We start from the raw sequence: 18622 nt of genomic DNA, 5'->3' as shown, positions 1-18622 counted from the left end.
CCCCGCTCAGTCGTTGCTGAAGATCGGCTTGTGATAGCCCTTGGGCGAGAGGGTGAAGATCTCGCACCCCGTCTCCGTCACGCCCACCGTGTGCTCGAACTGGGCGGAGAGCGAACGGTCGCGCGTCACCGCCGTCCAGCCGTCGGACAGCACCTTCACATGCGGGCGGCCGAGATTGATCATCGGCTCGATGGTGAAGATCATGCCGGGCATCAGTTCCGGCCCGTCGCCGCGCCGGCCGACATGCACGATGTTAGGCTCGTCGTGGAACACCTGGCCGACGCCGTGTCCGCAGAAATCGCGCACCACGCTCATATGCAGCGGCTCGACGAAATCCTGGATCGCCGCGCCGATATCGCCGACATGGTTGCCGGGCTTCACCTCGGCGATGCCTCGCATCAGCGATTCATAGGTCACGTCCAGCAGCCGCTCGGCGCGGCGGGGAATCTCGCCCACCGGATACATGCGGCTCGAATCGCCATACCAGCCATCGACGATCAGCGTCACATCGACATTGACGATGTCGCCCTCACGCAGCGGCTTGTCGTTGGGAATGCCATGGCAGACGACATGGTTGATCGAGGTGCAGGTGGATTTGCGGTAGCCGCGATACATCAGCGTCGCCGGCAGCGCGCCATGGTCCATGGCGAAGTCGAACACCAGCCGGTCGATGGCGTCGGTGGTCACGCCCGGCGCCACCAGTTCATGCACGAGGTCGAGCGCCTGCGCCGTCAGCTGCCCGGCCTTGCGCATGCCAGCAAAGCCCTCGGGGCCATGCAGCTTGATATGGCCGGTCTTGCGCAGCGGCGCGCCGGCCGCCTCCACATAGCTCATCGTCGAACGTCCAAAAGCACGGGGTCAGGGCGAAGGTGCGCCCCGAATGTAAGCCATCCGCGCGCTGGCGCAAGGAAAGCGCGCGCCAAACGGCCCGCGCATCGCCCTCACCCCAGCGGCTTGGCCATATGCACCAGCCGCCGGTCGGGCAGTTGCTCCACCCGCTCGATGGCGTAACCCTTGCGGCGGTACCAGTTGATGTTGGCTTCCAGCGGCTCGCCCGTATACAGCCGCACCGTGTGCCGCCCGAGGGCGCGGGCCCGCGCCTCGGCCGCCGCCAGCAGCAGATTGCCATGGCCGAAGCCCTGCGCGCGCGGGCAGGCGGCGAGGCTGTCGGCCAGCAGGTCGTCGCCGCGCGGCTGGAGAATGGCGACGGCAGCGATGCCGTCGGCGCCGTCCAGCACCCACACCTCGCGCTCGCGGAACACGCGGGCATAATCCCACAGCAGCGGCACCGGCTCGACACCGAGCAGGATGCGGTTGCGGGCATAGGCGGCGCGCTGCAGCGTCTCGACGGCGGGAAGATCGGCAAGGTCGGCGCGGCGCAGCGCGCGCCCTTCCACCTCAAGCGTGCGGGCGTTGAGCACGGAGAGCGAGACCAGCTGCCGGCCGGCGGCGTCGAAATTCTCCGGTGCCAGCCATGTCTCCATCGCCACCGCGATCTGCGGCCATTCCTCTTCGAGGATGGAGAACCACGCCGTGTCGCGATTGCGGCCCTTGATGATCATGTGGTGGCGGAAAATCCCCTCGAAACGGAAGCCATAGCGTTCCGCCGCCCGGCGCGAGGGGGCATTGAGCGCGTTGCACTTCCACTCATAGCGGCGATAGCCCAGGGTCTCGAACACATGGCGGGCCATGAGATACATGGCTTCCGTGCCGCCCGGCGTGCGCATCAGCGCCGGCGTGTAGAGGATATGGCCGACCTCGATGCAGCGGTTCGCCGGGTCGATCCGCAGATAGGTCGCATGGCCCACCGCGACGCCGGTCGCCTTGTCGATGATCGCGAACAGCAGCGGGTCGTCGCGCTCCGCCGCCGGGCCGTAATAGGCGGCGAAGGCGGCGTAATCGGCATAGGGGCCATTGGGCAGATAGGCGAAGATGGCCTCGCTCTCCGGCCCATGGCTGGCGGCGTACAGCGCCGGCCCATGGGCGTCGAGATCGAAGGGCACGAGGTCGACGAAGCGGCCGGCGAGCACCGTGCGCACGGGCCGCTGCGCCGGCGCGGTATCGACCAAGGGCCCGATCGGCAGCGCCGGCGGTGCGGAAAGCTCACTCTGCGGCCCAGTCATCGGCGTCTTGTCCTACTCCCGCATGGCCGGCGTCGCACTTGAACCCGGCCCCGTTCCCGTGTGACACGACTGCGAAAGACTGCAAGAGCTTTGATGCGCCGCGTCAACCGAAACGCCAACGCAAGCCGAACGAGGACATGATGACGCCAGACGCCCGCCTGCCGCTCCACCCCGTCGCCGCCTTCGCGCGGATCGGCGAGGAGAACGCCTTCGCCGTGCTGGCGCGCGCCGCCGCCCTGTCGGCGCAGGGCCGCGACATCATCAATCTCGGCATCGGCCAGCCGGATTTCGCCACGCCGGGCCACATTGTCGAAGCCGCCATCAAGGCGCTGCGCGACGGCCAGCATGGCTACACCCCTTCCGTCGGCATAGAGCCGCTGCGCGAGGCGGTGGCGGGCGATATCGAACGCCGCTTCGGCCTCGGCATCGACCCCGGCCGGGTGATGATCGTGCCCGGCGGCAAGGTGACGATGTTCTCCGCCATCCTCATGCTCGGCGAACCCGGCGCGGAAATCCTCTATCCCGACCCCGGCTTTCCCATCTACCGCTCGATGATCGAGTTCACCGGCGCCACCCCGGTGCCGGTGCCGGTGCGCGAGGAGAATGGGTTCGGCTTCTCCGCCGCCGAGGCGCTCTCGCTCATCACCGAGCGCACGCGGCTCGTCATCCTCAACTCGCCGGCCAACCCGACCGGCGGTGTTACCCCCAAGGCCGAGATCGACGCCTTCATTGCCGGGCTGGCCGCGCACCCGCAGGTCGCGATCCTCTCCGATGAGATCTACGACCAGTTCCTGTTCGATGGGGAAGCGCACACCACCTTGCTCGCCTATCCCGAGATCCGCGACCGGCTGATCCTGCTCAATGGCTGGTCAAAGACCTATGCGATGACCGGCTGGCGGCTCGGCTGGGCGCTGTGGCCGGAAGGGCTGTTCGATGCCGCGCGCAAGCTCGCGGTCAATGCCTGGTCCTGCGTCAACGCCCCCGCCCAGTTCGGCGCGCTGGCGGCGCTCACCGGGCCGCAGGATTGCGTAGCGGAAATGGTGGCCGAGTTCGACCGGCGGCGGCATCTGGTGGTGGACGGGCTCAACGCCCTGCCGGGCGTGCGCTGCGCCGTGCCGAAGGGCGCCTTCTACGCCTTCCCCAACATCACGGGCACCGGCTGGACCTCCGCCAAGAAGCTCGCCACCGCCTTGCTGGACGAGGCGGGTGTTGCCACCATAGGCGGGCCGGATTTCGGCGTGTTCGGCGAGGGCTATATCCGCCTGTCCTATGCCAACTCGGCCGCGAACATCTCCCGCGCGCTGGAGCGCATGGACGCGTTCCTGCGCAAGGCGCCCGCCGCCTGAGCGTGGCGGTCGAACGGAGGCCGAGACCGATGACAGACCGAAGCCGCCTCGGCCTTCACCTTCTCGCCGCATCGCTTCTGCTCGGGCTCGGTTCCGCCGCGGCCAGCGCCTCGACGGACCCGGCGGCCTGCCGGCGCGAACATGCCGAGCCGCGCGCCTATCTCGACTGCCTCGCCGCGCTGCAGGCGGCGGGCGAAAGCGCGCTGGAGCGGAGCGTCGCCGGCGTCCTCGCCACCATCGAGGCGCGGGCCGATCTGCAGCCGGCGCAGCGCCGCCGCTGGAGTTCGCTGTTCGAGGAGGCGCAGGGCCGGTTCGTCCACTGGCGCAATTTCGAGTGCCAGAGCATCGCCCCCTTCGAGGGTGAGGGCCCGAAGCAGAGCATTGGCGGGCGGCTCGGCGGGTCGGGCGTCATGGAGCAGCGGCTGATCTGCCTGATCGGCCTCAACGGACAGCGCGCCCGCGACCTCGAAACCCGCTACGCGCCGGAAGGCGGCTGGCCGCCGGCGCCGCCCGCCCCGCCTGCGGCGCCCGCCGGCGACCCCTCCACCGCCACCGCGCCACCTCCCGCGCCCACCGGCGCGCCGCGCGTCATCCTGATCGCGCCATGAGCGCCACCCTCCACACGGCATCGGAATAAGCCGACGAACCGTCTTGTGCAGGGCCGGCGGTGTTGGGATCATGCCGCCCTCTTCCCCCCGTTCATGAAGGACCCCCGACCATGGATCTCGGACTCAAGGGACTGCGCGCCGTCGTCACCGGCGGCACCAAGGGCATCGGCCTCGCCATCGCCGAGACCCTGGCCGCCGAGGGCTGCGATGTCGCCCTGTGCAGCCGCAACGGCGCGGAGGCGGAAGCCACTGCCGCACGGCTGGCGGAAAGCGGCGTGAAGACGCTGGGCGCGGCCGCCGATGTGTCCGACGGCGCCGCCCTTGCCAGCCTCGTGGACAAGGCGGCGGAAGCCTTTGGCGGGCTCGACATCGTCGTCGCCAATGTCAGCGCGCTGGCCGTGGGCAATGATGAGGAGCACTGGAAGAAGGGTTTCGAGACCGACCTCATGGGCACGGTGCGCCTCGTCAACGCCGCCATGCCCTATCTGGAGAAGAGCGCCGCCGCCTCCATCGTCACCATCTCCTCGGTGTCGGGCCGCGAGATCGATTTTGCCTGCGGGCCCTATGGCGTATTCAAGGCGGCGCTGATCCATTACACGCAGGGCCTCGCCTTCCAGCTGGCGCCGAAGAAGATCCGCGCCAACACCGTCTCGCCCGGCAATACCTATTTCGACGGCGGCATCTGGAACCAGATCAAGGACGGCAACCCGGCCCTGTTCGCCGAGGCGCTGGCCCTTAATCCCACCGGCCGCATGGCGACGCCGCAGGAAATCGCCAATGCCGCCGTCTTCCTGGCGAGCCCGGCGGCGAGCTTCATCTACGGCACCAATCTCGTTGTCGACGGCGCGCTGACGCGCGGCGTCCAGCTCTGAGTACCCCTCCCCGTCCCGCCCGCGCGGGGCGGGGAGACGCCCCGGCCTTGCCTCCCCCGCCGAATAGGGCGAGGCTCCCGCGCGAATCGACGCGACAGGGAGGGACGCATGGCTGAGGTAATCTCCATCGGCGAAGTTATGGTCGAACTGGCCCGCAGCGCCGATGGCCGTTTCAGCCAGGGCGTCGGCGGCGACACCTTCAACACCGCCGTCTATCTCGCCCGCGCCGGCGTCAACACCGCCTATGCCACCGCGCTGGGCGACGATCCCTATTCCGACGCCATCCGCGCCTCCGCCCAGGCCGAGGGCCTCGACATCAGCCTGATGGCCCGCGTACCCGGCCGCACCGCCGGGCTCTATCTCATCGACATCGACGCGGCGGGCGAGCGCAGCTTCACCTATTGGCGCGACAGCGCTCCGGCACGCGAGCTGTTCGAACTGCCCGGCTGGGAGGTGATGTGCGAGGCGCTGATCGAGGCCAAGCTCATCTATCTCTCCGGCATCACCCTCTCGCTCTATTCCAATGCCGGGCTGGGCCGCCTGCTCGCGACCATCGAATTCGCCCGCGAGCGCGGCACGCGCGTCGTCTTCGACGGCAATTTCCGCCCGCGCAACTGGCGCGGCGACGTGGCCCGCGCCCGCGCCGTCTATGCCGAGGCGCTGAAGCGCACCTCCATCGCCCTGCCGACCTTCGAGGATGAGGCGACGCTGTGGGGCGACGGTTCCCCCACCGCCACCGCCGAGCGGCTCGCCACCTTCGGCGTGCAGGAAATTGTGGTGAAGAACGGCGCCGAGGGCGCGCTTGTCGTGAGTGGTGGCCAGGCGCAGCTGGTCGCCATTCCCCAGCCCGTGGTGCCGGTGGACACCACCGCCGCCGGCGACAGCTTCAACGCCGCCTATCTCGCCGCGCGCCTTGCCGGCGAAGCCCCGGCGGCAGCGGCGACGGCCGGGCACCAGCTCGCCGGCCGCGTCATCCGCCATCGCGGCGCGTTGCTGCCGCGCCACGCCAACGCCTGAGCGGAGAGGGACGCAGAGGCCGCACCTGCTTCTGCGAACGACTTGCAAACCCTTGCGCTTGCTTGATTTCCGCCCTCTGACCGACTAAGCGCTGCGGCAGCGGGCGCGCGGCGCCGGAACGGGTTTGCGCCGATGACCATCTCCTCGCGGATCGCCTTGATCAATGTCGGCGTCAGCCTCGCCGTGCTGGGGCTGAAATATCTCGCCTTCCTGCTCACCGGCAGCGTCGCGCTGTATTCGGACGCGCTGGAGAGCATCGTCAATGTGGCGACGGCCATCACGGCGGTGCTGGCGCTGCGGGTCAGCGCCAAGCCGGCCGATGCCGCCCATCCCTATGGCTATGCCAAGGCGGAGTATTTTTCCGCCGTCATCGTCGGCGTGCTGATCGTGGTGGCGGCGATCTCGATCCTGCGCGAGGTCTATCTCGGCTGGCTGGAACCGCACAGCTTCGACGCCTCGCCGCAGGGTCTGGCGATCAACGCCGCCGCGACGGTCATCAACGGCATCTGGTGCGCGGTGCTGATCCGCGAGGGACGGCGCGCGCGCTCCCCCGCTCTGGCGGCCGACGGGCGGCATCTGTTCACCGATGTGCTGTCCTCGGCCGGCGTGCTGCTCGGCGTGGTGCTCGCGGTGCTGTCCGGTTGGGACAAGCTCGATCTCGTCCTCGCCGGCCTCGTCGCGGTCAACATCCTCTGGTCGGGCTGGTCGGTACTGAAGGAGAGCGTCGGCGGGCTGATGGATCAGGCCGTGCCGGCGGAGACGCTGGAGCGCATCCGCAAGCGCATCGCCGCCGAGGCCACCGGCGCCATCGAGGCGCATGATTTGCGCACCCGCCAGGCCGGGCGGATGACCTTCGTCGACTTTCACCTCGTCGTGCCCGGCGACATGCCGGTGAGCGAAGCCCACGCCATCTGCGACCGTATCGAGGACGCGCTGGAAGCGGAGGTTGCCGATATCCTCGTCAACATCCATGTCGAGCCGGAAGTGAAGGCCAAGCAGCAGGGCGTGCCGGTTCTCTAGGGCCGCGACACGCCGACATCCCGGCCGAGCGAAGCGAGAGCCGGGGGCGCCATCCGCTGACGGCACGCGATCCCGGATCGGCCTGTCGGCCGTCCGGGATGACGAACGCCCCTCTCCGGTCTCCTCACCGGCCCGCGCGCAGCGCCGCCACCAGCTCCGGCGTCGGATAGGAGTCGGCCGGCAGGCCGAGCCGCATCTGCTCGACCTTGATCGCCTGCCGCGTCGCCGCCCCGACAATGCCGTCGACCCGGCCCACATGGTGCCCGCGCGCGTTGAGCAGTGTCTGCAGGTCCTTCACCTCGGCCATGGACAGCACGGGGATCTTATCCCCCTGCCCCCGGTTGAACGGCCCCGCCCCGGCGACGCGCGAGGCAAGATAGGCGGCGGACGTGGCGTAGGTCAGCGAGTTGTTCCACTCGGTGAACACGTCGAAATTGGGATAAACGAGGAAGGCCGGGCCGTTGCGCCCCATCGGCAACAGCAGCGAGGCGGGAAGCTGGTCGGCGGGAAGCTGGCCGCCGCCGGCCCGCACCACGCCCATGCGCGCCCATTGCGAGCGGGGAATCTTGATCGACAGATCCGCCTGGTCCCAGGGCAGGTTCGGCGGCACCCGCACCTCTTCCAGCCAGGGCTGGCCGGCCTTCCAGCCCAGCGCCTTGATGTAATTGGCCGCCGAGGCCAGCGCGTCCGGCGCCGAGCGGATGAGATCGACCCGCCCGTCGCCGTCGAAATCGATGCCGTAATTGAGATAGTGATCGGGAAGGAACTGGAACTGCCCGAGTTCCCCCGCCCACGGCCCGCGCATCGTCTGCACGGTGAGGTCGCCGCGGTCGATGATCTTCAGCGCCGCCATCAGCTGGGTGCGGAACATCTCCGACCGCCGGCAGTCCCAGGCCAGCGTGGCGACGGAGCGGATGGTCGGCTTGTCGCCCATGACCGCGCCGAAATCGGTTTCCAACCCCCAGAACGCCACCAGCACCGCGCCCGGCACGCCGAATCGCTGTTCGATGCGGCTGAACAGATCGGGATTGGCCTGGATCTTCTGCCGGCCCTGCTGGATGCGATAATTCGCCACCATGCGGTCGGAGAACTGGAAGAAGCTCTGGCCGAACACCTTCTGCCCGCGATCGGTGCCGACGATGTCGGGAGCATAGGTCATGCCGTTGAGCGCCGCCGCAACCGTGCGCGGCGACACCCCTTCCGCCACCGCCTGCTGCTTGAAGCCGGCGAGCCAGGCGTCGAAGCCGGCGCCGCTGCGCCCGCAATTCTCCTGCGCCGAGGCGGCGGTCGAGAAGGCCAAAGGCGCGGCCAGCGCCACCAGTGCGGCCAAACGGCCGATCGAACTCTTCCAGCGGCGCATGGCACTCCCCGACATGTCGTTCTGCAATCGTCTCGCCGTCAGCCATTCTACAGGAATACGGCAGCGGCAGGGTGACGGTTCAGGCCGATTGACCCCGGCTCCCGTTTCACCGAAGATCGACCCGTTCCAAGGGGAGCCCCGCTAGGGGGCTGAGAGAGCGCCGGCCGTGCCGCAAGGCACCGCAACGCGATGACCCTTCGAACCTGATCCGGGTCATGCCGGCGAAGGGATCGGAACCGAATGGCGTCGCCACGCGCGGGTTCAGGCCGCGTCCCGCGCCGCCATCCTTCCCCAACGTCATACGCCCGGATCTCCCCAACCCATGGTTCAGGAGATCCAGCATGTCGACCACATCCCCCGACAACCTCAGCGTCGCCACCGGTCCCATTCCCGGCTCGCGCCGCATCTATGCCGAATGCCCCGTGCGCGGCTTCCGCGTGCCGTTCCGCGAAATCCTGCTGCACCCCTCGGCCGGCGAGCCCAATCTCGCGGTCTATGACGCTTCCGGCCCCTATACCGACGCGGACGCCACCATCGACATCGCGGCGGGCCTCGCGCGCCCGCGTGACGCCTGGGTGCGTGCGCGTGGAGATATAGAGGCCTATGACGGGCGCGCGGTGAAGCCGGAGGATAACGGCTATGTCCCGGCCGACCGGCTCGTCGCCCCCTTTCCGCTGCGCCACCGCCCGCTGCGCGCCCGGTCCGGCGCGGTGACGCAGATGGCCTATGCCCGCGCCGGCATCGTCACGGCGGAGATGGAATATGTCGCGCTGCGCGAGAATGGCCTGCGCGATCGCCTGCGCGACATCATTCGCGACGGCGAGGATTTCGGCGCCGCCATCCCCGATGTCGTCACGCCGGAATTCGTGCGCGACGAGGTGGCGCGCGGGCGCGCCGTCATCCCCGCCAATATCAACCATGGCGAATTGGAGCCGATGGCGATCGGCCGCAATTTCCTGGTCAAGATCAACGCCAATATCGGCAATTCCGCCGTCACCTCCTCGGTCGCCGACGAGGTGGACAAGATGGTGTGGGCCATCCGCTGGGGCGCCGACACGGTGATGGACCTCTCCACCGGTCGGAATATCCACAACATTCGCGACTGGATCGTGCGGAACGCGCCCGTGCCGATCGGCACCGTGCCCATCTACCAGGCGCTGGAGAAGGTCGGCGGCATCGCCGAGGACCTGACCTGGGAGGTGTTTCGCGACACGCTGATCGAGCAGGCCGAGCAGGGCGTGGACTATTTCACCATCCATGCCGGCGTGCGCCTTGCCCATGTGCCGCTCACCGCCAACCGCGTCACCGGCATCGTCTCGCGCGGCGGCTCCATCATGGCGAAATGGTGCCTCGCCCATCACCGCGAGAGCTTTCTCTATGAACGATTCGCCGAGATCTGCGAGATCATGCGCGCCTATGACGTCACCTTCTCGCTCGGCGACGGGCTGCGGCCCGGCTCCATCGCCGACGCCAATGACGCGGCGCAATTCGCCGAGCTGGAGACGCTGGGCGAACTGACGCAGATCGCCTGGGCGCGGGACTGCCAGGTGATGATCGAGGGCCCCGGCCATGTGCCGATGCACAAGATCAAGGCCAATATGGACAAGCAGCTCGCCACCTGCGGCGAAGCGCCCTTCTACACGCTCGGGCCGCTGACCACCGACATCGCGCCGGGTTATGACCACATCACCAGCGCCATCGGCGCGGCGATGATCGGCTGGTTCGGCACCGCCATGCTCTGCTACGTCACGCCGAAGGAGCATCTCGGCCTGCCCAACCGCGACGACGTGAAAACCGGCGTGATCACCTACAAGATCGCCGCTCACGCCGCCGACCTCGCCAAGGGGCACCCGCTGGCGCGGGCCTGGGACGATGCGCTGTCGCGGGCACGCTTCGAGTTCCGCTGGCAGGACCAGTTCAACCTCGCCCTCGACCCCGACACCGCCCTCGCCTTCCATGACGAGACGCTGCCGAAGGAGGCACACAAGCTGGCGCATTTCTGCTCCATGTGCGGGCCGAAATTCTGCTCGATGAAGATCAGCCAGGATATTCGCGACGAAATCCGCGACAGCGCCCGGCAGGCGGAAGAGGCCGCGCAGGGCATGGAGGACATGGCCGCCCGCTTCCGCGACGGCGGCGGCCAGCTCTATCGCGATGTCACAGCGGCAGAGTAGTTTTGGCGCGGCCGGGCTTTCCCGGCCGCGTTCTCAACCGGGAGCCCTCGCTGCATGACGCCGCCCCCTGTCCGCCCCACCGTCGCCGTGCTCGCTCTCGTCGAGCGCGGGGGTGAGGTTCTGCTGGTGCGCCGCGCCAACCCGCCCGACCAGGGGCTGTGGGGCTTTCCCGGTGGCCGGGTGGAGCCGGGCGAGACCTATCTCGACGCGGCGCTGCGCGAGCTTCACGAGGAAACCGGCCTTCTCGCCGAAGACCCGCGCCTCGTCACCGTGCTGGACTTCATCGAGCACGAGGCGTCCGGGGCCCTCGCCCATCATTTCGCGATGATCGCCGTGCTGTGCCGCTGGCAGGCGGGCGAGGCCGTCGCCGCCGACGACGCGCTGGAAGCGCGCTGGTTCGACCGGGCGGAACTCGCCCGCCTCGGCCCCGCCGCCAGCCTGAAGGTCGAGTATCTCGCGGACCTCGCCCTTGCTGCGGCGAGCGCCGACTGAGAACTCCGCAACGAAAAAGGGGCCCGCGAGGGCCCCTTATCCAAGGTCGTTCCGTTGCGTCCCGGGCGGTGTTTGCCGGCCGGGACGGCAAGCGGATCAGGCATGCGCCGAGGCGGTCGCGGTCTTGTCCACCGAAGGGCCCATCGCGGCGGACTGCGCGACATGCGACTTCAGCGTGCGCGGCAGCAGGGTGATCGCCAGGAAGGCGGCGAACAGGTCCATGGCGGCGACGGTGTAGAGCACGGTCGACCAGGTGCCGGTCGCTTCCATCAGCAGGTTGCCGATCGGAACGAACAGCGCGCCGATGCCCTTGGCGCAGTAGAGCACGCCATAGATCTTCGCGATGTGCTTGGTGCCGAAGGCGTCGCCGGCCAGCGCCGAGAACAGCGAGTAGACTTCACCCCAGGCGAGGAAGACGACGCCGGAGAGGATGAGGAACGCCCACGGATTGTGGCCGAAATAGCCGAGCGCGATGATGCCCATGCCTTCGAGCGAGAAGGCGATGACCATGGTCTTCTCACGGCCGATATGGTCGGAAATCCAGCCGAACAGCGGACGCGAAATGCCGTTCATGACGCGGTCGAGCATCAGGGCCAGCGGCAGGGCGGCCATGGTGAAGAAGTACAGGTTGACCTCGAACTCCTTCACGCCGAGGTCCTGCGCGATCACGCCCAGCTGCGCCACGGCCATCATGCCGCCGGTGACGACGCAGGTGAACATGACCAGCATCAGCCAGAACAGCTTGGTGTTCAGCGCTTCCTTGAGGGTGTAGTCGCGGCGGCTCTGGTTGAGCTTGGTGGAGGCCTTGACCTCGCCCGCCTTCGGCGAACGCAGGAACCACGCCGCGATGAAGGCGAGACCGCCCTGCAGCACGCCGAAGAAGAAGAAGGTCTCCTGGAAGCCCGAGGATTCGATCATCGCCGCGATCGGCAGGATGGTGGCGGCCGAGCCGGCGCCATAGCCACCGGCGGTGAGGCCGACGGCGAGGCCGCGTCGATCCGGGAACCACTTCAGCGCGTTGTTGATGCAGGTGGCGTAGATGGAGCCGACGCCGATGCCGCCAATGGCCGCGCCGACATAGAAGCCCATCAGGCTGGTGGCCTGCGAGTTGATGACCCAGGCGGTGCCGATGAACAGCGCGCCGAAGGCGACCATCAGGCGGGGGCCGAACTTGTCGATGAAGTAGCCTTCGATCGGCGCCAGCCAGGTCTGCACCAGCACGAAGATGGTGAACGCCACCTGGATCGAGGCGCGCTCCCAGCCGAAGGTCTGCTGAATTTCAGGGACGAACAGGGTCCAGGCATACTGGATGTTGGCGGTCGCGATCATGCAGACCACGCCGACGACCAGCTGCATCCAGCGGCGGCTCTCAGAGAAATCCTGGCCCGGCCCGACAGCCGCCAGAGTCTTGGTCGTATTCAAGGGCGATCTCCTCTCCCAAATCGATAAATGCCGCGGATCGGCTTTTTTGTTGCGGTCGCTCCGTTGCCTGTGGGGCCCGGGCGCCGGCTTGTCGTTGGTCCCGGGGGCGCTTTCTGCGTCGCCCCCGCGACGGCCGCTCGTGCGGCATCTCGTTCTCAAAGGTTGCGCGGTATCCGCCCCTGACGCCGCGTTCCGACACCTCGGAGACGCCCTGCCGCAGGGTTGCGGAACCGACCCGCTGAGCAAGGATCATAATCGACAATATTATGTATGCCAATTGGCTTTTATGACTCGCCAACCGTTCCGTAAGGCTAAAGATACCGAACACTTTTCACTTGGTCTGGCGACGGATATTAATAGATGTCACATCGTTGTCGTGCGACGCCGCTGCGTCAGTTCAAATTCAGATAAAAGTTGAATATCAGGAACGTTCGGGAATGGTGACTTTGCGTTGTCACGTCGCGTGACACGGATCCCCGGACGACGACACGAAAGCGCACGCTTCGCATCCCCTTTTCGCCGCCAGTTTACAATTGGAATGCTGTCAATCTTGCCGCCAATAAAGGGCAGGCGCGCCCCCGCTTCCGGTGCTCCGGAAAAGAAAAAGGGCCCGTCCGGAGACGGGCCCTGAAAGAAGGCCAGGGAAGGAGGGGGCGGCTTACTCGGCCGCCACCACCTTCGACGCGGCCGCCTGCGCTGCCGCGCGGCGCCCATGGGCGGAGGCGAGCGGCTTCAGCACCACCAGCGCCATTACGGCGGCGATGATGTTGAGCGCCGCGGCGGTGATGAACACCGCATGCCAGCTGCCGGTCATGGTGGTGATGATGGAGGTGAACGGCACGATCAGCGCCGCAGTGCCCTTGGCGGTGTAGAGCAGGCCGGCATTGGTGGTGGCGAACTTCGAGCCGAAGGCGTCGCCGCACATGGCCGGGAACAGCGAGTAGATCTCGCCCCAGGCGAAGAAGACGAGGCCGGTGAGGATGACGAACAGCACCGGGTTATGGCCGAGCACGCTCAGCGCATAGATGCCGACGCCCTCGATGGCGAAGGCCACGAACATGGTGTTCTCGCGGCCGATCTGGTCCGACACCCAGCCGAAGAACGGACGGGTCAGGCCGTTGAGCACGCGGTCGATCGCGGCGGCGAAGGTCAGCGCCGGCAGGGTGATGCCGATCAGGCTCACCGGAATGTCGGCGATGCCGAAATCCTTGGCGATCGGGCCGAGCTGGGCGGTCGCCATGAGGCCGCCGGCGGCCATCATGACGAACATCGCGTACATCACCCAGAACAGCGGGGTGGAGAGCATTTCCTTCGGCGCGAAATCGCGGGCCGACTGGGAGAGCTTGGCCACCGCCTTGGCGGCGAAGGCGGCGATCTGCTCCTTCTTCGGGGCGGCGAGGAAGAGGGCGAGCAGCGTGATCACCACGCCCTGGCCGACGCCGAAATAGAAGAAGGCGGCCTCGTAGCCCTGATTCTTGATCATGTTCTGGATCGGAATCACGGTCAGAGCCGAGCCCGCGCCGAAGCCGGCGGCAGTGATGCCGGCGGCGAGACCGCGACGATCCGGGAACCACTTGAGCGAGTTGCCCACGCAGGTGCCGTACACCGCGCCGGCGCCGATACCGCCGAGGGCGGCGCCGACATAGAGCAGGGTCAGCGTGTCGGCATAGGAGTTGATCACCCAGGCAACGCCGCACAGCAGCCCGCCGAACAGCACCACGACGCGCGGGCCGTACTTGTCGACGAACCAGCCTTCGACCGGCACGAGCCAGGTTTCGGTGACGATGAAGATGGAGAACGCCACCTGGATCGCGGCGCGATCCCAGCCATGGGCTTCCTGCATCGGATTGACGAAGAAGGTCCAGCCATACTGCATGTTGGCGATCATGCACATGCAGATCACGCCGAACACCAGCTGCAGCCAGCGCTTTTTATTGATGGATGCCGTTGCGTCAGATGTCATGTTGTCCTCGAACGTTTCCCAACGTAAACCGACTGACTATTTTCTATTTTCTTGTTGAATGCCCGCTACGCACGCCCATCCGGGCGGGTCATCAATCAGCCATTGAAACGACCATACTATGAAATTTGGGTAATGCAAAATTTTGCATACCACGAACACAGTCCATGTGCAGAACGCAGAGTGACGTAACGGCATATTCCCATAGGGAATACTTGCCCATTATTACGCAGCGTCAGCTCTTGAAACGGGTGCGCAACACTCCCGCGGACCGGCGAGGCGTGCGTGCGAGATGCGGAAGGGCCCGGCCGGAAACGCAGGGAGAGGCCGGCGCGGGGAGCCCAGCGCGCCGGTAAGGGGCCTCCCGCATGGACATTCTGTATGTGTTATACGATGCTCACGATGCCTTGATCCGCCACAGAATCGCCAATGACAGGACAGGGTCGCGTGAAGGCCGCCAAAGCCGGCCGCGCCGCAGCCACGCTGCGACGGACAACAACAAGAACAAGATACCGATCAACTGACGAGGAAACCGCCCGTGGAAAGCGCCGACACCCAGATGAGGCTGAACATCGCGCCTCTCGCCGCCAATACGAGCCTTCGCACGCTGGCTTATGACGCCATCAAGAAGGCCATCACCGAGATGGACATGTATGGGCAGGAGAGCGAGATCCGGCTCGATGAGCGCCAGCTCTCGCACGATCTCGGCGTCAGTCGCACGCCGATCCGCGAGGCGCTGACGGTTCTCGAACAGGAAGGCTTCGTGCGCTCCGTGCCGCGGCGGGGCATCTTCGTCGTGCGCAAGTCCAAGCGCGAGATCATCGACATGATCATCGTCTGGGCGGCGCTGGAGAGCATGGCCGCCCGGCTGGCGACCAGCCGCGCCAGCGACCGCGACCTTACGGAACTGCGCGACATGTTCCATGACTTCGAGGCCGAGGCGCCGGCCGAGCACATGAACGAGTACTCGAACGCCAATATCCGCTTCCACCAGACCATCATCCGCCTCGGCGGCTGCGCCATGATCGGCGAGGTGACGGAAAACCTGTTCATCCATATTCGCGGCATCCGCGCCGTCTCGGTGCGGCAGGAAAACCGCTCGGAGCGCTCGCTGCAGGAGCACCGCGCCATCATCGCCGCGCTGGTCGCCCGCGATGCCGACCTCGCCGAACGACTCGTGCGCGAGCACACGCTGGGCCTCGCCGCCCATGTGGAGAAGCACGGCCGCTTCCCCTCCTGACATCAGGCATGGTGCGGCGCACAGGCGCCTGCCGCTTCGCGAGCGGCCGGTGCGCCGCCTTGGCATACGGGCGCAGCACGCGTGCAGAAGCGCTGACAGCCAAAGGGCTTTCCGCACCGCCCGCCGAGCTTGCGCGCCCCGATCTCCACCGTCAGGCGCCCCGCTTTGTTACCTCTGGCGAACTTTTGACTGCGCAGCGCAGCAAAGTGTTCAGACACTCTCGCCAGCCGCATTCACCCGTGGTATATTGCATACGCAAGCGCGTTCCGGCACTCTTCCCCAGGGGCAGGTGGAGCTGAGAAAGCGCGCGGCACGCGTGAGGAAAAGGAGCCGGAGGGGTTCCCGCAGCGGGGACAAGCGAATTGACATGTTGGTATTTGGTATGCCACTTTTTCGGAAATCCACTGTGGGTTTTCCGCAGAGGACGCTTCCGTGAGCAGCAAAGCCGTTGAGAGCAAGCCCTGGCAAAGCGGTGAGAATGGCCTGACCATCGAACGCCTGCCGGCCAAGGAGAGCTTCAAGAGCAAGGCCTACGCCGCTCTCAAGGAAGCTATCACGCACATGAATATTTACGGCTCGAGCGAGCCGATGCTGCTCGACGAGCGGGATATTTCCGAGCGTCTCGGCGCAAGCCGGACGCCGATCCGCGAGGCGGTCGCGATGCTGGAGCAGGAAGGCCTGCTCCGCGCCGTGCCCCGGCGGGGAATTATGGTGGTTCGCCGTTCCAAGGCCGAGATCATCCAGATGATCGAGGCCTGGGCGGCGCTCGAAAGCATGGCGGCCCGCCTTGCCACGCAGCGCGCAAGCGACGAGGCGATCGCCGAGCTGAGGACGTTGTTCAAGAAGTTCGATCTGGCGCGGATCGAGCGCGACCGGTGCGACGAATATTCGAGTGCGAATATCGCGTTTCACCAGGCGCTGATCCGGCTGAGCGGCTCTGAGCTGCTCGTGGCGATGACGGAAAACCTGTTCTTCCATGTACGGGCCATCCGCCACCGCACGATCTTCGAGATGGACCGGGCGCAGCGTTCGGCCTCCGACCATCTGGAGATCATTCTTGCTCTCGAGGCGCGGGACGCGGACCGCGCCGAGCGTTTGGTGCGCGACCACACGCTCCGGCTCGCTGAGCATGTCGAGAACCACGTAGACCTAGATTAGGGCGGCATGAACCCGCCGAAGGACGTTTGGGAGGGAATACGGGATGTCCGCAGTCGCACAGGTTATTGACGTGAATGCCGCCACCGAGACCGAACAGGAGCTCACCGACGGCTTCCACCTGGTCATCGATGCGCTCAAACTGAACGATATCGACACCATCTACGGCGTGCCCGGGATTCCGATCACGGACCTCGGCCGCATGGCGCAGGCCGAAGGCATCCGCGTGATCTCGTTCCGCCATGAGCAGAACGCCGGCAACGCCGCCGCCATCGCCGGCTTTCTGACCAAGAAGCCGGGCGTGTGCCTCACCGTTTCGGCGCCGGGCTTCCTCAACGGCCTCACCGCCCTGGCGAACGCCACCACCAACTGCTTCCCCATGATCCTCATCTCCGGCTCCTCCGAGCGCGAGATCGTCGACCTCCAGCAGGGCGACTATGAGGAAATGGACCAGCTCGCCATTGCCAAGCCGCTCTGCAAGGCCGCGTTCCGCGTGCTGCATGCGGCCGATATCGGCATCGGCGTCGCCCGCGCCATCCGCGCGGCGGTCTCCGGCCGTCCCGGCGGCGTGTATCTCGACCTGCCGGCCAAGCTGTTCTCGCAGGTGATGGACGCCGACGCCGGCGCCAAGTCGCTGGTCAAGGTGATCGACGCCGCCCCGGCGCAGCTCCCCTCCCCGGCCGCGGTCACCCGCGCGCTCGACGTGCTGAAGTCGGCGAAGAAGCCGCTCGTCATCCTTGGCAAGGGCGCGGCCTACGCGCAGGCCGACGAGGCGATCCGCTCCTTCATCGAGACCTCCGGCATCCCCTTCCTGCCGATGTCGATGGCCAAGGGCCTGCTGCCCGACACCCATCCGCTCTCGGCCGGCGCCGCCCGCTCGACGGTGCTGAAGGATTCCGACGTGGTCGTCCTCGTCGGCGCCCGCCTCAACTGGCTGCTCTCGCACGGCAAGGGCAAGACCTGGGGCGATGCCCCGAAGAAGTTCATCCAGATCGACATTGAGCCCAAGGAAATGGACTCGAACGTCGAGATCGCGGCGCCGCTCGTCGGCGACATCGGCTCGGTGATCGAGGCCCTGAACGAGGGCATCAAGTCCGGCTGGACCGCCCCCTCGCAGGAGTGGATCGGCGCGATCAACGCCCGCAAGGAAGTCAACATCTCCAAGATGTCCCAGCGGCTGCTGAAGAACTCGACGCCGATGGACTTCCACTCGGCTCTGGGTGCGCTCAAGCAGGTGATCAAGGAGCGTCCCGACGCGATCCTGGTCAATGAAGGCGCCAACACGCTCGACCTCGCCCGCGGCGTCATCGACATGTACCAGCCGCGCAAACGCCTGGATGTCGGCACCTGGGGCGTGATGGGCATCGGCATGGGCTTCGCCATCGCCGCCGCCGTGGAAACCGGCAAGCCGGTCCTGGCGGTCGAGGGCGACTCGGCCTTCGGCTTCTCCGGCATGGAGGTGGAAACGATCTGCCGCTACAACCTGCCGGTCTGCGTCGTTATCTTCAACAATAACGGCATCTATCGCGGCACCGACACCGACCCGACCGGCCGCGATCCCGGCACCACCGTCTTCGTCGCGGACTCGCGCTACGACAAGATGATGGAAGCCTTCGGCGGCGTCGGCGTCCACGTCACCACCCCGGACGAGCTCAAGCGCGCCGTGGACGAGGCGATGGACAGCGGCAAGCCGACCCTCATCAACGCCGTGATCGATCCGGCCGCCGGCAGCGAGAGCGGCAATATCGGCAGCCTGAACCCGCAGAGCGTTGTGAAGAAGAAGTAAGTCAAACCGGGACGGGTGGGGAGCGGCAATATCCCCACCCGTCCCAT

General features: G+C 66.9%; 16 protein-coding genes and 1 riboswitch. Of the genes, 11 read left to right on the top strand and 5 right to left on the bottom strand.

Translation table 11 applies throughout. From position 1 onward, the window contains the following. Positions 1-6: 6 nt before the first annotated feature. Together map and J2S75_RS15270 are read right to left on the bottom strand one after the other, a co-directional pair. Positions 7-834 carry a type I methionyl aminopeptidase gene (gene map, locus J2S75_RS15275; RefSeq protein ID WP_307020890.1) on the bottom strand — a complete coding sequence of 276 codons (828 nt, stop codon included), beginning with the start codon at positions 832-834 and terminating at the stop codon, positions 7-9. A 107-nt stretch (positions 835-941) separates the two neighbouring features. Further along, positions 942-2123, bottom strand: coding sequence for a GNAT family N-acetyltransferase (locus J2S75_RS15270; RefSeq protein WP_307020888.1), 1182 nt, complete (start codon positions 2121-2123; stop codon positions 942-944). A 137-nt stretch (positions 2124-2260) separates the two neighbouring features. Between J2S75_RS15270 and J2S75_RS15265 the strand changes: the two genes are divergently transcribed. The 5 genes from J2S75_RS15265 to J2S75_RS15245 all read left to right on the top strand — a co-directional run bounded on the left by J2S75_RS15265 (position 2261) and on the right by J2S75_RS15245 (position 6986). Next, on the top strand, positions 2261-3469 hold the full coding sequence (locus J2S75_RS15265; RefSeq protein WP_307020886.1) for a pyridoxal phosphate-dependent aminotransferase: 1209 nt from the start codon (positions 2261-2263) through the stop codon (positions 3467-3469). Between the two features lie 29 nt (positions 3470-3498). Continuing rightward, complete coding sequence (locus J2S75_RS15260) at positions 3499-4077, top strand: lysozyme inhibitor LprI family protein (RefSeq protein ID WP_307020884.1); 579 nt, start codon at positions 3499-3501, stop codon at positions 4075-4077. Between the two features lie 110 nt (positions 4078-4187). Continuing rightward, entirely contained in the window at positions 4188-4949 is a 762-nt protein-coding gene (locus J2S75_RS15255; RefSeq protein ID WP_307020882.1) for an SDR family NAD(P)-dependent oxidoreductase, read from the top strand. Positions 4950-5057: 108 nt separating this feature from the next. Next, positions 5058-5966, top strand: coding sequence for a sugar kinase (locus J2S75_RS15250; RefSeq protein ID WP_307020881.1), 909 nt, complete (start codon positions 5058-5060; stop codon positions 5964-5966). Positions 5967-6098: 132 nt separating this feature from the next. Further along, positions 6099-6986: a cation diffusion facilitator family transporter gene (locus J2S75_RS15245; protein ID WP_307020879.1), complete on the top strand. Its 888-nt coding sequence runs from the start codon at positions 6099-6101 to the stop codon at positions 6984-6986. Positions 6987-7110: 124 nt separating this feature from the next. Here J2S75_RS15245 and J2S75_RS15240 read toward each other — a convergent pair whose 3' ends face one another. Further along, complete coding sequence (locus tag J2S75_RS15240; protein ID WP_307020877.1) at positions 7111-8346, bottom strand: lytic murein transglycosylase; 1236 nt, start codon at positions 8344-8346, stop codon at positions 7111-7113. A gap of 119 nt (positions 8347-8465) precedes the next feature. Continuing rightward, positions 8466-8593: riboswitch (TPP riboswitch) on the top strand. 94 nt (positions 8594-8687) lie between these two features. Here J2S75_RS15240 and thiC point away from each other — a divergent pair. Together thiC and J2S75_RS15230 are read left to right on the top strand one after the other, a co-directional pair. Further along, positions 8688-10520, top strand: a complete 1833-nt coding sequence (gene thiC, locus J2S75_RS15235; protein ID WP_307020875.1) for a phosphomethylpyrimidine synthase ThiC — start codon at positions 8688-8690, stop codon at positions 10518-10520. 54 nt (positions 10521-10574) lie between these two features. Continuing rightward, positions 10575-11012, top strand: coding sequence for an NUDIX hydrolase (locus J2S75_RS15230; RefSeq protein ID WP_307020873.1), 438 nt, complete (start codon positions 10575-10577; stop codon positions 11010-11012). A 96-nt stretch (positions 11013-11108) separates the two neighbouring features. On the opposite strand, the gene oxlT (J2S75_RS15225) is transcribed toward J2S75_RS15230, so the two are convergent. Together oxlT (J2S75_RS15225) and oxlT (J2S75_RS15220) are read right to left on the bottom strand one after the other, a co-directional pair. Then, complete coding sequence (gene oxlT, locus J2S75_RS15225) at positions 11109-12368, bottom strand: oxalate/formate MFS antiporter (protein WP_307021320.1); 1260 nt, start codon at positions 12366-12368, stop codon at positions 11109-11111. A 724-nt stretch (positions 12369-13092) separates the two neighbouring features. Next, complete coding sequence (gene oxlT, locus J2S75_RS15220) at positions 13093-14397, bottom strand: oxalate/formate MFS antiporter (protein WP_307020872.1); 1305 nt, start codon at positions 14395-14397, stop codon at positions 13093-13095. Positions 14398-14762: 365 nt separating this feature from the next. Here oxlT (J2S75_RS15220) and J2S75_RS15215 point away from each other — a divergent pair, with 365 nt between their 5' ends. From J2S75_RS15215 to oxc, 4 genes are all read left to right on the top strand, one after another. Next, positions 14763-14918: a hypothetical protein gene (locus tag J2S75_RS15215; RefSeq protein ID WP_307020870.1), complete on the top strand. Its 156-nt coding sequence runs from the start codon at positions 14763-14765 to the stop codon at positions 14916-14918. 35 nt (positions 14919-14953) lie between these two features. Next, a complete protein-coding gene (locus J2S75_RS15210) occupies positions 14954-15634 on the top strand; it encodes a GntR family transcriptional regulator (RefSeq protein ID WP_307021318.1) in 681 nt (226 codons plus the stop codon). A gap of 432 nt (positions 15635-16066) precedes the next feature. Next, on the top strand, positions 16067-16792 hold the full coding sequence (locus tag J2S75_RS15205) for a GntR family transcriptional regulator (RefSeq protein WP_307020868.1): 726 nt from the start codon (positions 16067-16069) through the stop codon (positions 16790-16792). Between the two features lie 43 nt (positions 16793-16835). Then, positions 16836-18575, top strand: coding sequence for an oxalyl-CoA decarboxylase (gene oxc, locus J2S75_RS15200; RefSeq protein ID WP_307020866.1), 1740 nt, complete (start codon positions 16836-16838; stop codon positions 18573-18575). The last annotated feature ends 47 nt before the right edge of the window (positions 18576-18622 follow it).

Source organism: Ancylobacter polymorphus, from assembly GCF_030813495.1.
In the GTDB taxonomy this organism is placed as follows: domain Bacteria; phylum Pseudomonadota; class Alphaproteobacteria; order Rhizobiales; family Xanthobacteraceae; genus Ancylobacter; species Ancylobacter polymorphus.
Note: the sequence above shows the minus strand (reverse complement) of the source record. Positions and strands in the feature narration are given on the sequence as shown.